Below are 12972 nucleotides of genomic sequence, written 5' to 3'. Positions count from 1 at the left end.
TAAGCCGTAATAATAGTTAATTTTGCATAATTTAGTAATTGCATGATTAATCTGTTCTCGTCGCTGGCTCTCATGTGGGCATCTGTTTTTCACCCATTTTACGTAAGCGTAACCGAAGTTAACCACAACGCCCGCACACAGGCTATTGAGGTTAGCTGCCGCATGTTTTATGATGATTTGGAACACGTGCTCAACAAACAATATCATACCCGTATTGATATTGTGAAGCCAACTAACAGGGCGGAGGTAAATAAGCTATTGAACGATTATATCCACAAGCACCTCATCATCAAAGCTGATGGCAAGGTACTGTCCCCAGCTTTTGTGGGTTATGAAATTCAGGAAGACGGTGCCTGGAGTTATCTGGAAGTAAAAGGCATACCTAAAGCTAAAAAAATTGAGGTGCACGATGATTTGCTATACTCTGAGCACCCCGAACAGATCAACATGATTCATGTAACAGTGAATGGCAACCGTCAAAGTACAAAGCTGGATAATCCGGATGCGGATGCAGGGTTTTCTTTTTGATTTATTGTAAGGGAGTAGCTCTTCTGCCTCCATCTTAATTTACAGAACACCGATGTTCTTTTCTGAGATGTGTCACGGCTAGTGCTAGCACAGCTATCCCGTCTACTCTTGTTTGCAATGTTTATTTGTGAGCAGATTGCTTTGTTCCTAGCTGTGGCAAGATTAGTTATGTTGCGCAGACAATCTTAACAAGGTGCTAAAAAATATCACATTAGTGATTTTGCAAAATTTTGGAAAACAATAAGACTAAGTTTTCACGCTTATCCCTTACTGTTTTCCAAAACATCTTGCAACACCGCCCAAACATTATCAGCTACAATTTTAGCCCCCTCTTTAGTAGGATGTATGCCATCAGCCTGATTAAGCTTAGGTATCCCACCCACATGATCTAATAAAAAAGGCACTAAAGTCATGTTATTCTTTTTAGCCAGTTCAGGGAACAGGGCTTTAAAATCGGCAGTATAAGCTTTGCCCATGCTGGGTGGTATCTGCATTCCGCATAATACCAGTTTTGCATCAGGGTATTTGGCTTTCACGCGGTCAATAATGGCCTGCAGGTTGCGCCGGGTTTCCGTTACCGGAACACCGCGTAAACCATCATTTGCACCCAGTTCCAGTACAAATACATCTACTTTTTGCCGAAGTACCCAATCAATACGATTACGGCCACCTGCTGAAGTTTCGCCGCTGTTGCCAGCGTTGATTACCGTATAAGGCAGCTTGGCATCTTTAATCTTATCCTGCAAAACAGACGGGTAGGCATCATCTTCCGGATCATCCAAGCCATAACCAGCGGTAAGGCTATCACCAAAAACCAATACGGTTTTAGTAGGTACAGCTGCATCAGCTGAGCCGGATGATGTTTGTTTGCTAACATTATCAGCCTGTTGTGTGGTATGGGAATTTCCGCAGGCTGTAACAGATAGCAGTAACGCCAGCGAAAGAATACTTTTCAATTTATGCTTTATCATAATTCATGATTAATCAAATATCGGACCTGAGTATTTCCAACGGCGGACGATTAAGCACGCTACGGCTATTCAGCAAGCCGATAATAATAGTTAATGCAGCCGTTACAACAAACATGATGATGGCTGGCAGGTAATTTACCTGGTAAGGTATCGAAAAGGAATATTTAGCCAGCAGCCAGCTACCTGCCAAGGCCAGCAGTATGCCAGTTAGTGCCGACAATGCACCTAAAAACAAGTATTCCAAAGCGGTAATCCACAATATCTGCCTGCGGCTGCCACCTAGGGTACGCAACAATACGCTTTCTTTAATACGCTGATATTTACTAATGCGTACTGATGCAATCAGTACAATTAATCCGGTGGCGATACTAAACCCGCTCATAAAGCGAATAACATAGCTTATTTTATCCAATATTTCATCTAAAACAGTAAGCACCAAACCTAAATCTACCATAGAAATATTGGGATATTTACGGACCATAGCCTGCTGGTATTTGGCTGATACAGCAGTTGATGGCGAATGGGTTAACAGCACATGAAACTGAGGTGCCTGTTCCAGCACGCCAGTAGGAAACAACACCCGGAAGTTTGTACCCATCTGGTTCCAGTTCACTTTACGCAAGCTGGCTACTACAGTGGTCATGGGCGTACCTTGTACATTAAACACTAATTTATCACCTACTTTTAATGCCAGGCGCTCGGCAGTTTTGTCGTCCACCGATACAGGGATTTCGGTAGCATCACCGGCTTCACCTATCCATTTGCCATCCGTAATTTTTTCGGACGAGGTAAGGGTGTTTCGATAACTTACCCTGTACTCACTTCCAAAAGCCCAGCGTTTACTATTGCGACTGGTATCCTTTTTATAATCTTCAACCGATTTGCCATTAATTTTTTGCAGCCGCATGGTTACAATGGGTACCTGCTGAATGATAGGCATTTTAAACTGCCTGGTTAAATCGGCCACACCTTTTTCCTGGTTGGTTTGGATATCAAACAATACAGTATTAGGTTGATTGCCGCTGGTTGACAGTTTAACTTGATTGATCAGCATCGACTGCATAAAAACCAGCAAACAGATAAATGCAGTGCTTAATCCGATAGATACCATCAGAATGGTAGTTTGGTTGTTTGGGCGGTACAGGTTGGCAAATCCCTGGCGCACCAAATAGCTCCATGGCCCTTGTACTAAAGTTTTTACTACCCGCTTAAGTAATATGGCCGTAATCCACAGTATAAAGAAGGCTATCAACAGCGCAATGGTAAAAGCAGCGCTGGCCTGCCAGTCGGCCAGTTGTATGTACGAGAATAGTACAATAAACACTAATATCAATATATATACCAGCCAGCGCAACGGATCACGGCCCGGGCGGCTATCTTCAAACGCCGCACGCAAAGTGTTTAAGGGTGATATTTTGCGTATAGATATCAGCGACATCAGCGCAAACAGAATGGATATAATAACACCTAGTACCACACCTTGGCCCAAAGCCAGCCACGAAATGGCAACCGTAATATCAAACGGTAAAAAGTCTTTTAGTACAATGGGTAGCAGGTATTGTACTGCTGAACCTAAGGCAGCGCCAATAAGTGAACCAATGAGCCCTATACCGGCAATTTGTATCAGGTATATTAAAAAAGCTTCAAACGCTTTTACGCCCAAGCAGCGCAGTATGGCAATAGAAGCTACTTTTTCGCGCACATAAATTTGGGTAGAGCTGGCCACGCCTATGCAGCCTAGCAACAAGGCAATAAATCCTACTAATGACAGGAACCGGTTTAAATCGGTAAAAGCACGACCGGTATTTTCTTTGCGGGTTTGAATGGTTTCATAATGCATATTGCCCTTATCTAAACGAGCGCCAAGTTTATCAGCCAGTTTATCTACGTTAGTGTCTTTATCAAACTTATAGTATAAGTTGTAGTTAATACGACTGCCTTTATCTACCAATCCGGTTTTTTCGAGGTATTGCATGGGGATGTATACCACCGGTGCTACGCCTGCCGCAAGGCCGGTTTGTCCGGGTGCCTGTTTAAGTACGCCGGCTATAGCAAAGGTTACACTACCTATTTTTAACGAGTCGTTTACCTGGGCTTTGTATTGCAGCATCAGGGATTCATCAACCAAAGCATATTTACCTGTTCTAAAGCTTTGTGCCGCTTGTTGCGGGGCTGTTTCAATAGCCCCATAATACGGATATTTTCCCTGCAATGCCCTAATTTGCACCAGTCTGGTATCTCCGGTTTTGGAAAACAATACCATCGAGGCAAAGCTGCGTTCCTGTGAGCGGTCGGTACCCAGCGAGTCGAGCACAGGTTGCAGATCTTTTTCTACCGGACGGTTACCGGATATCACCAGATCGGCACCTATAAGCGTGGCGGCCTGGTTGTCGATATCATTGCGCAGGTTATAGCCGAACGAATAAATAGCCACCAGAGCAGCAATACCCAGTATGATAGAGGATACAAATAAAAACAGGCGCGAGCGGTTTTTACGGCTATCGCGCAAGGCCATCTTTAATAGCCAGCTTAGGCTTACCCTGCGTCGCAGTGTTGGTGTTATGTTGTCCTGCATCGTTTAAGCCTGTGTTTTTTCGTCGGATACCAGCTGGCCGCCTTTAATTCTTAAAATACGATGAGTTTTAGCTGCCAGTTCCAAATCGTGTGTTACCAGTATCAGGGTAGTGCCGGCATCCTGGTTCAATTCAAAAAGTAGCTTTACTATCTTCTCGCTGGTTTCGGCATCCAGGTTTCCTGTTGGTTCATCGGCAAACAGTATTTTAGGCTGATTGGAAAATGCCCGGGCTATAGATACCCGTTGCTGCTCACCGCCCGACAACTGTGTTGGAAAGTGGTGTCCACGGTCGGCCAGTCCAACTTTATCTAGCAAGTCTAAAGCACGGGTTTTGATATTGCGTTCGCCGCGTAGCTCTAACGGTACCATTACGTTTTCCAGAGCAGTAAGCGTAGGCAGTAACTGAAAGCTTTGAAACACAAACCCTACATACTGGTTACGCACCTGAGCCCGTTTGTCTTCACTTAATTGATTTAAGTTTACACCATTGAGCACGACACTACCGGTAGTAGAGCGGTCTAACCCCGCACACAAGCCCAGCAAGGTAGTTTTGCCACTGCCCGACGGACCAACAATGGCGTTGGTTGAGCCATCGGTTATTGAAAAGTTGACATTATTAAGCACGGTTAATGTTTTGCCGGCACTTTGGTAGGTTTTACCCAGGTTGATGATATCCAGAACGGTTTCCACTAAATCAGATATTTAATATTAAAGGATGCTGTTGTTTGCCGTATGACAATTGGCAAGCCCATAAGTTACAAACATTACGCAGGTAAATAGTTTGAGGGAAATGATGTGATGTTGGTATGACGATTCAATAGAATTAGCTCCGCTGGTATCTCAACTTACTGTTTCAGAAAACAGCGTAAACTTGTCCCTTTATAAATCAATCCCGTAAACTCAGGTTTTATAAATCAACAAAGTATTGGTGCCTGTTTTTAACCCCGCATTGCGCCAAAAGCTCAATTCCCAAACCGTGTATACAAAGCCACCTGTATCACATTGTTATTGGTGTTGATAGATCCTACGGTATTTGCATATTGGTTTAGGTAACCGGCTTCCAGATCAATACGTTTGCTGAAGCGATAGCCCAGTGCGGCATAAGCCCGGTTCTGATCAAATACATCGCCGTTTACCTTGTCCTTGTTTTGTACGTTTGCGAAAAGTTCATTTTGCAGTGCCAGGAAAGCACCTTTGTTAAAGGTGGAGTCTTTTTTAAATGGTATAATACCGCGGATAAAATAACGGAAGCGTTGCGAAAAGTAAGCTTCCTGTGTGTTCAAACTTCCAATAAAGCGCTGCTCTAGCCTAAACCGGTGCTGTACGGCAATGTTTTTATGGATTTTGTGTGTTTGAATAAATTGCTGCCAGATACGGTGCTCGGGTCTGAAAGTTTTGCCGGCCGCAGTTTCATTGTGTGTGCCGGTATAAAGGTAGCCAGCTGTTACAATTTGTGTGTTATTAAAATAGTAACTTACGGCTGGCCGCAGCAGTGTATTACGCAAATACTTCACGTCATCTGATGAACGCATTTGTATATCAAAAAATCCGCCCCAGTGTTTAGAAAAACGTTGTGTATGAAACCAGGCACCCCACAAGGTATGCTCTTGCCGGTTTTGTGCAGTTGCTAATTTCCATGTCAAAAGCTGACTAATTACAAATGCGGATAAAAAAAACTTTCTCATTGTAAGGTTTTATTATTTGCCTCAACAAGATAAATATTTGCTTAATGTATTAGTCATCATTACCAAATCTAACTAATTTCTTTCTACCCAAATCATAAACAATCCGGAACACTTGTTGGTTGTCGGTAAGTTGGCCGGGCGACTGGTGTAAACTTAATACGAATTGCCCTTTTAAGTGTTTAAAGATAAAAGGGGAGTAGATGATATCCAGCCGGTTATAGATCTTTTTTTCATAAAAAGAATCGCCATAATTTACGTAATGGCCCTGGCCTTTATAAAACTCGTCAAAAAAGGCAAAACGGCCCTTGCTGGCATACACGCTGGCTACAACGCCCAATGGTTTATGAAAACCGCCACCGCCGCTAACGCGTACACGCTCCAGTGATATCATGCCTCCGGCTTCGACAGATAAAGAGTCGAACATGGTTTTGTGACTGAAATCTAATCCAAGGCGCAGCTGACCGGCTGCATTGTCTCTGATATGGTCGCCTGGAATAGCCACCGACGGACCTGCATCGTGCAGCATAACAAAATAATGTGAGATGTAAAACTTGCCGAAAGGATTGGGCTTGTATTTACCTGAGGCACCAAATAAAAATTGTTCACGGTCGGTAGCTGTTTGGCGACTTACCCAATCCAGCCAAAAGGTTTCATAACCAAACTCGCCCTGAACACGTGCCAGCAAGCCTTCTACGTTTGGTCTGAAATATCTTAGGGTATCGTTCAATAAAGCGCGGGGGTAGTTATCCAGCAGTCCGGCGCGCGGAAACATACCTGCATTAAACAGCCATTTGCTGCTTTCAAATTTGTAATAAGCTACCGGATCTACTTTTAAAAAATACGGTCTGGCACCAAACTCGTGAATACCATTTATACCTACCACAAAATGGTTCAAACTATCCAGATTCAAGCCTAAATCCAGTGCTGTACGAGCACCCAGGTATGAACGGGAGCGCTCGGTAAAGGCTCTGTACTCGCGGTTATCAACAAAGCTAAAGCCGTTGAAATGAATATCCACGCTATTTTGCTGAGCACGGGCTGCGTTCACCAGCATGATAGCAAAAACAGTAATCAGGTAAATTTTTTTAATCATAGGTTTGTTATTCAACAATAAAGGTAATACTCCTGCTGTTACGTCCGCCAGCAAACGGTGCTGTTTTAATAGAAAAAACCAATTCGTACCTGCCTTTTTTATCTGGCGCTTGTATGCTGTAATCAAAGTTGGCTGTTTGACGGGATGGTATAACTAATCCGTCAAAATTGTCTCCGGCAGTTTTTATGTAAGGCAAATCATCACCCTGAAAAAAACAGGCCGACATTGATACGGGATGAGTTGTATGTTGATTGCTAAAATTAACTGGGTAAGTATACGGATTGGTTAATTTTAAATGAAAGGTAAGCTGTTGCCCCGCTTTTACTTTAAACTTACGCTCTGCTAACTGTATATCTATTTTTTGATACGTACGGATATCATTTACCCAACCAATGTAATAGGTACCTTTTACGGTTTTAACACTGTCAGTAGTGATGCCATTTGCCATGCCGTTTGACACATATAAAGCTCGTTGGTGTTGCAGCCGCTCTTCTAAAGGCCATATATCATATTGTGTGCGGCGGTAAAAGCGTGAATCGTAGGCAAAGCCTTTAAGGTTATTAGTGTAATAATTGTACTTAGATGGCTCTTGAAAGCCATAATCGAACATTACATATTTATTGCCTGCCTTTTGCTGAATTTGATGCGTCCATTCCGGGTAACCAAAATAGCTTTTAAATGGATGGCGCTTAAGCAACGGTGCCCAACCGGCCAGTAGTACCAATCTGAATACTACTACCAGTATGGCATTAGCTACAACCAATCGGTAAACCCAAAGCGATGGCTTACCCGATTGCTGCAAGCGAATGAGTGTTAGTAGCAACAAAGGCACAAAGCTAATCAATGTCCAATGCGGCTGTACGTTGCCTTTAATGGTATTGAGTAAAAAGAATACGAATACCCCAATGCCATTAAAAAGCAGCGTGCGGGCAAAAATATCTTTGGTTTTAAACGTCCAGGTGAAATAAAACAAATACCAGCCAATAAGCGGGCCTGCCATCAGCAACTGGCCGGGTATATATTGATAAGTATATTCAGGCTGGTAAGTTTCAGACGAGCGCTCGAACAAATGGTAATTGACAGATGGATATCCATGACTGATTTGCCACCAGATATGCGGTGCGTACAATATAACAGCCAGCACCATAATCAGCCAAAAAGATGGCCGCCTAAGTAGTTTTAAATTGGCAATTAACGTAAAAAAGATAAGCAGCACCGAATGGTATTTGCTATAAAGCAAACAGGCCACGATAACGGCTAATAATACAGCAGTACTCCATTTGTCTTTTTCCAGGTATTGCTGGTATAGGTAATAAAACAGTACTGTAAAGAATAGCAAAGGCGCATCGGGCGTTGTGGTAAAGCCATAAATGTGAAAGGCCAGGGTGCCCGCTGCAATCAGCACAAACCATCGTGCATCGGCACGGTATTTTTTGGCAATTAACCAAAGCACGTACATAGATATAGTGCTGGTAATGATGGTTACCATTCGCAAACCCAACTCGGTATGCCACAAACTATCGCCCAGGCGGATGAACAAGGCTACCATGGGCGGATGGTCATAATAACCCCAGTCTAAAAAACGGGAATATACCCAGTAGTAAGCTTCGTCGGAATGTAAGCCAAGGGTGGCCGCCTGCAAAATATTAAGTATAGTCCAGCCCAATAAAAATAGTCCGATGAGTTTACCGGAACTTTTGGGAGAATTTAATGAAGTAACAGGCTCAAACATAGGTGATGCACCAAAGGTAATTATTTTGGCGTGAAGTAGGTGTAGAATACCTGTTTGCCAGAGTTCTTATGTAACGCTACGCTCAGCGGCTTACTTTTTCGTAAACCATGCCCTGGCATTCGTCGCCATCTCCAACTGTAATTAGGATAGCCGCTTTATGATTGCGCATATACAAAGGTGTAACCATTAGCCCTTCCAGTTCTATTAAACAGCCGTCATTATTACAAGTCAGATTCCACCGGCCGATTTTGTCAGTGTATTGCCCATGTGGCTCGCCAAAATCATTAAACATCCAATCAGGTGCATTGTGAAGCTGGTATGTATGATCAGAGGCCAGCACTAGTTCGCTAGGGGGAATATGCTGATAATTGCCTTCATATTTCATCATTTTACGAGAATGCCCAGATAATAGATACTGACCGGATATTGAAGGTAAGTCGCTTTCTTTTTGCACTTCATCGTACCCCATTTCCCAGATGCAAAATAAGGGGTGGCAACTGCAAAAGCTAAAAAGTATACACAACAGCAAGCCAAATTGCATCCGCTTATACATAGGTGTCTTTTATAAATTTAAAATCTTTATGAGTGACTGAAGGTAGCGTTTTAAAACAAAAGCCCCGCTTATTTAAGCAGGGCTTTGTTCAATATCCAGTAGGGTTTAGTTGGTATATTACTGGTATTGTATATAAATAGGTTGCGGTTTGTACTTCAACACTTCTTGCGGCGTAAGCATGTGATGCGGCGCCTTTTTTAAATCGTTTTTGTAGAATAGCTTAAAGCCGGTAAATTGTACAGGCTCCGGGAAAATAAAGTTGCGGTATGTTCCCAGTTTCAGGTCGGGTTCGCCCCATCCATCCATGTCCATTACTACCTGCACTTCGGGGTGCAGTTTAATGTTTTTATAGTTGGTTACCATTTTACGGGTAAAACGGTGTACAATTAAAATTTTAGGCGGCAAATGGTTTTTACGCACCAAATCAGCTAAATAGCCTGTTACGTAATTTATATCATCGGCATCATAGGTGCCAATTTTTTTACCCGGTAAAGTACCGTCTTTCATCGAAAATTCTGGGTCCATACCAAAATGCACTTGCGGCATCGACAAGTATTTTTCCAGCAATGGTAACTCCGCACGGATGTTGCTTAAGGCAACCTGCACATCCAGAAACACCAGCGCGTTGGCCTTTTTGGCTAGCGACAGTACTGTATCAATTTGTTTAAACGGCATACGGTAACGGTATTTGCCATCTTTACCACCTGCGCCTTGTGCTACCACCGCAATGTAGTGTAAGGCTGGTTTTACCGGTGTGTTCGGGTCTGCTTTCTCCCAGCTTTTTACCTCACCCTTTAACTTGGCCAGCATTTCGTTAGGTGGCAATTCACCTAAAATGCCCATTTTTTTAGAAAATAAATTACCATAAAATGCTACCACGCGATTAAACGGAAGTATAGCGCCAGCTACTGGATAGGGCTGGTTTTTTACCGGCCAGCGGCCTGTGGTATCACCATTTGCCAAACGTTTAAGTAAACTATCGTATTTAGCAGTATCCAGCGGTGCATAATTACCGGCAACGGTAGGTATGGTATCTATTTTGGCAGAATCAGCTTTTTTGTCGTTTTTACTATCAAGCTTACCAGCTTTGCTGCTTTCATTACAATTAGACAGTAATACTAAAGATGATAACAGGATCGATGAAGAAAACAGCAGTTGTTTGATTTTCATAATGTAGGGCAGATATTATTACTAATACCCGTTCGGATAAAATATTTAATTCTTCAGTTATAAAATTTTTTGACGGATTAAACGTTGTAAATATAACTATTGCTTCAATTAGTTTTTCACTAAACTTTACAAAATTTCCCGAATACCCCTAAAGGTAGTTTAGAGCCTGCTGTAGCCTGTAAATAAAGTTCGCCTATTTCCAAATTCTGCACTTTTGGAAATGCATCTCTGATCAGGTTTTCCACAATAACAGATGAAAAGCCTAGTGAGTAGGTGTTTAGAATCAAGAAATGTTCATCAGGGTCAAGCAGTTGGACTACGTCCTGCATCATTTCTTGTATATGGTCTTCCAACTTCCACTTTTCGCCGTTGGGGCCGTTACCGTAAGCTGGTGGGTCTAAAATAATACCGTTGTATTTTTTACCACGTTTTAATTCGCGCTTTACAAATTTTAAAGCATCTTCAACCACCCAGCGTATATCTTTCAATCCTGATAGTTCCTGATTTTCATTAGCCCAGGTAACTACTTGCTTAATAGAATCTACGTGCGTGGTATCGGCTCCGGCTGCGCGGGCAATTAACGACGCGCCGCCAGTGTAGGCAAACAAGTTTAATACTTTTGGAGTAGGCGTTTTGAAACGCTTTACATTTTCGGCAATGTAATCCCAGTTTACGGCCTGCTCTGGGAAAATTCCCACGTGCTTAAAGGATGTTAAGCCCAGTCGGAATTTGATAGCAGCTTGTTCGTTTTTATACTCAATATGCCAGCGGTCGGGCGTTTTAGCATTCTTTTTTACCCAATCGCCCGATGTGGCCGAACGGCCTTTAAAACGGATATGGTGTTGCTTTTGCCATTCAGCATCCGGTAATTGCTTACGCCACACGGCCTGCGGCTCTGGCCTGATAAGGATAAGCTGGCCAAAGCGTTCCAGCTTTTCAAAGTCGCCGCAATCAATCAGTTCGTAATCTTTCCAGTGCGTAGGCGTAAGGAGTTGGATCATTTTTGGTTGTCTGTTGTGAGTTGTCTGTTATGGGTGTAACTATATAGTCTTATGTATTTGCACACCTAAATTAATGGCGCAAAGATACACACAACCGACAACATACAACCCACAACTAAAAAGACTTACAATTTCTCCCTTGCTGCCTGGGTAAACTTGCTGGCAAATACAAAGTCGTTCAGCTCTTTATTATCCGTATGGGCAATTTCCTTATTAGAGCCTTCCCACCATTTTTGGCCCTGGTGTAAAAAGATGATGTGTTCGCCAATACCCATCACGGTATTCATATCGTGCGTAACCATTACGGTGGTGATTTTGTATTCCTCAGTCAACTCATCAATCAGTTCGTCAATAACGATAGATGTTCTTGGGTCTAAGCCGGAATTGGGCTCATCCACAAACAAATACTTAGGTTCCATAGCAATGGCGCGGGCAATACCCACACGCTTTTTCATACCACCCGAAAGTTCGGCTGGGAACAATTTATTCTTGTCTTTCAGGTTTACACGCCCTAAGCAGAAGTTGGCACGGTCGCGTTTTTCTGATTCGCTCATTTGAGTGAACAGGTTAAGTGGGAACATGATGTTCTCTTCAACCGTCATGGAATCGAATAATGCTGAGTTTTGAAAAAGCATGCCAATTTCTTTACGCACAGGCACACGTTGCTCAAAATCCATTTTGGTAAAATTTTCTCCGCTAAAAAAAACTTCGCCTTCGCTTGGGTCATGTAAACCTACAATGCATTTAAGTAAGGTCGTTTTACCTGATCCTGAACCGCCGATAATCAGGTTATTGGTTCCGGGCGTAAATGTGGCACTAATGCCTTTTAAAACTTCGTTTTCGCCAAATATTTTGTGAATGTCTTTAATCTCAATCATAACATTATGCGGGTAATCATTAAATCGGCAAATAAAACCATTACGCAGCTATAAACTACGCCACGGGTAGCCGATTGGCCTACCTCTAACGCACCGCCCTCGGTATAAAAGCCCTGATAAGCACAGATAGAGGAAATAATGAAGCCAAATACAGTTGCCTTAACTAATGCCACTTGTATAGTAAGCGGGTTGAAACCGTCATGTACACCACTTAAATAATCAGCAGGACTAACATCGCCAGAGGCAATACAGGCAATATAACCACCGCCAATACCTAATGCTATGGAAAAGATAACCAGTATCGGAAACATGCAGATACTAGCCAAAATTTTAGGCGCAATTAAAAAGCCTGGTGCGTTTACACCCATAATTTCCAACGCGTCTATCTGCTCGGTTACCCGCATGGTGCCTATTTGTGAGGCAATACTGGAGCCTACCCGGCCAGCTAACACAAGTGCTGAAATAGTAGGACTGAATTCCAGGATAGTTGAATCGCGCGCAATGCTGCCGGCTATACTACGGGGTACCAAAGGGCTGGATAATTGAAAAGCTACCTGAATAGTAGTAGCTGCACCAATAAAAACAGATATAATACTGATGATGCCCAGTGAGCCTACGCCTATAGATACCATCTCGCGCATTACTTCGGCCCAATAAACCTTGAACTTTTCTGGACGCTTAAAACTTAACCGAATGAGTAAAATATACCTGCCTAAACTATGGAACATGGATGGTGTAAATATTTTTTGTTAAAAATACATTTAAAATTATAAAGCTTTCGGGTTA

12 protein-coding genes are annotated in these 12972 nt (G+C 42.8%); 1 reads left to right on the top strand and 11 read right to left on the bottom strand.

Annotated elements, in window-relative coordinates; translation table 11 throughout:
- The first annotated feature begins 42 nt into the window (after nt 1–42).
- Complete coding sequence (locus GPM24_RS12865) at nt 43–528, top strand: DUF6702 family protein (protein ID WP_233268823.1); 486 nt, start codon at nt 43–45, stop codon at nt 526–528.
- 260 nt (nt 529–788) lie between these two features.
- Here the strand turns inward: GPM24_RS12865 and GPM24_RS12860 are convergent, their stop codons facing one another.
- The 11 genes from GPM24_RS12860 to GPM24_RS12810 all read right to left on the bottom strand — a co-directional run bounded on the left by GPM24_RS12860 (nt 789) and on the right by GPM24_RS12810 (nt 12914).
- Entirely contained in the window at nt 789–1499 is a 711-nt protein-coding gene (locus GPM24_RS12860; RefSeq protein WP_158827142.1) for an arylesterase, read from the bottom strand.
- A 13-nt stretch (nt 1500–1512) separates the two neighbouring features.
- Nucleotides 1513–4074, bottom strand: a complete 2562-nt coding sequence (locus tag GPM24_RS12855) for an ABC transporter permease (protein ID WP_199269739.1) — start codon at nt 4072–4074, stop codon at nt 1513–1515.
- Between the two features lie 3 nt (nt 4075–4077).
- Entirely contained in the window at nt 4078–4764 is a 687-nt protein-coding gene (locus tag GPM24_RS12850; protein ID WP_158827141.1) for an ABC transporter ATP-binding protein, read from the bottom strand.
- Between the two features lie 272 nt (nt 4765–5036).
- Nucleotides 5037–5759, bottom strand: a complete 723-nt coding sequence (locus GPM24_RS12845) for a DUF2490 domain-containing protein (RefSeq protein WP_158827140.1) — start codon at nt 5757–5759, stop codon at nt 5037–5039.
- Between the two features lie 49 nt (nt 5760–5808).
- On the bottom strand, nt 5809–6852 hold the full coding sequence (locus tag GPM24_RS12840; RefSeq protein WP_158827139.1) for a lipid A deacylase: 1044 nt from the start codon (nt 6850–6852) through the stop codon (nt 5809–5811).
- A gap of 7 nt (nt 6853–6859) precedes the next feature.
- Nucleotides 6860–8584 (bottom strand): ArnT family glycosyltransferase, encoded by a 1725-nt coding sequence (locus GPM24_RS12835; protein WP_158827138.1) that lies wholly within the window; start codon nt 8582–8584, stop codon nt 6860–6862.
- Nucleotides 8585–8666: 82 nt separating this feature from the next.
- Complete coding sequence (locus GPM24_RS12830) at nt 8667–9053, bottom strand: hypothetical protein (RefSeq protein WP_158827137.1); 387 nt, start codon at nt 9051–9053, stop codon at nt 8667–8669.
- A 201-nt stretch (nt 9054–9254) separates the two neighbouring features.
- The gene (locus GPM24_RS12825) at nt 9255–10307 is read right to left on the bottom strand and encodes a hypothetical protein (protein WP_158827136.1); all 1053 of its coding nucleotides are present in this window, start codon (nt 10305–10307) and stop codon (nt 9255–9257) included.
- A 119-nt stretch (nt 10308–10426) separates the two neighbouring features.
- The gene (locus GPM24_RS12820; RefSeq protein WP_158827135.1) at nt 10427–11308 is read right to left on the bottom strand and encodes a class I SAM-dependent methyltransferase; all 882 of its coding nucleotides are present in this window, start codon (nt 11306–11308) and stop codon (nt 10427–10429) included.
- 125 nt (nt 11309–11433) lie between these two features.
- Nucleotides 11434–12186, bottom strand: a complete 753-nt coding sequence (locus GPM24_RS12815) for an ABC transporter ATP-binding protein (protein WP_158827134.1) — start codon at nt 12184–12186, stop codon at nt 11434–11436.
- On the bottom strand, nt 12183–12914 hold the full coding sequence (locus tag GPM24_RS12810) for an MlaE family ABC transporter permease (protein WP_158827133.1): 732 nt from the start codon (nt 12912–12914) through the stop codon (nt 12183–12185). Before GPM24_RS12810 ends, GPM24_RS12815 begins: the two co-directional genes overlap by 4 nt.
- Between the last annotated feature and the right edge of the window lie 58 nt (nt 12915–12972).

The sequence above is a fragment of the Mucilaginibacter lacusdianchii genome, assembly GCF_009770985.1.
GTDB lineage: Bacteria > Bacteroidota > Bacteroidia > Sphingobacteriales > Sphingobacteriaceae > Mucilaginibacter > Mucilaginibacter lacusdianchii.
Note: the sequence above shows the minus strand (reverse complement) of the source record. Positions and strands in the feature narration are given on the sequence as shown.

What these genes read in the sequence shown, in the direction of transcription:
- GPM24_RS12865 (WP_233268823.1), top strand. Translation starts at nt 43, where the DNA reads ATGATTAATCTGTTCTCGTCGCTGGCTCTCATGTGGGCATCTGTTTTT.
- GPM24_RS12860 (WP_158827142.1), bottom strand. Translation starts at nt 1,499, where the DNA reads ATGATAAAGCATAAATTGAAAAGTATTCTTTCGCTGGCGTTACTGCTA.
- GPM24_RS12855 (WP_199269739.1), bottom strand. Translation starts at nt 4,074, where the DNA reads ATGCAGGACAACATAACACCAACACTGCGACGCAGGGTAAGCCTAAGC.
- GPM24_RS12845 (WP_158827140.1), bottom strand. Translation starts at nt 5,759, where the DNA reads ATGAGAAAGTTTTTTTTATCCGCATTTGTAATTAGTCAGCTTTTGACA.
- GPM24_RS12840 (WP_158827139.1), bottom strand. Translation starts at nt 6,852, where the DNA reads ATGATTAAAAAAATTTACCTGATTACTGTTTTTGCTATCATGCTGGTG.
- GPM24_RS12835 (WP_158827138.1), bottom strand. Translation starts at nt 8,584, where the DNA reads ATGTTTGAGCCTGTTACTTCATTAAATTCTCCCAAAAGTTCCGGTAAA.
- GPM24_RS12830 (WP_158827137.1), bottom strand. Translation starts at nt 9,053, where the DNA reads ATGGGGTACGATGAAGTGCAAAAAGAAAGCGACTTACCTTCAATATCC.
- GPM24_RS12825 (WP_158827136.1), bottom strand. Translation starts at nt 10,307, where the DNA reads ATGAAAATCAAACAACTGCTGTTTTCTTCATCGATCCTGTTATCATCT.
- GPM24_RS12820 (WP_158827135.1), bottom strand. Translation starts at nt 11,308, where the DNA reads ATGATCCAACTCCTTACGCCTACGCACTGGAAAGATTACGAACTGATT.
- GPM24_RS12815 (WP_158827134.1), bottom strand. Translation starts at nt 12,186, where the DNA reads ATGATTGAGATTAAAGACATTCACAAAATATTTGGCGAAAACGAAGTT.
- GPM24_RS12810 (WP_158827133.1), bottom strand. Translation starts at nt 12,914, where the DNA reads ATGTTCCATAGTTTAGGCAGGTATATTTTACTCATTCGGTTAAGTTTT.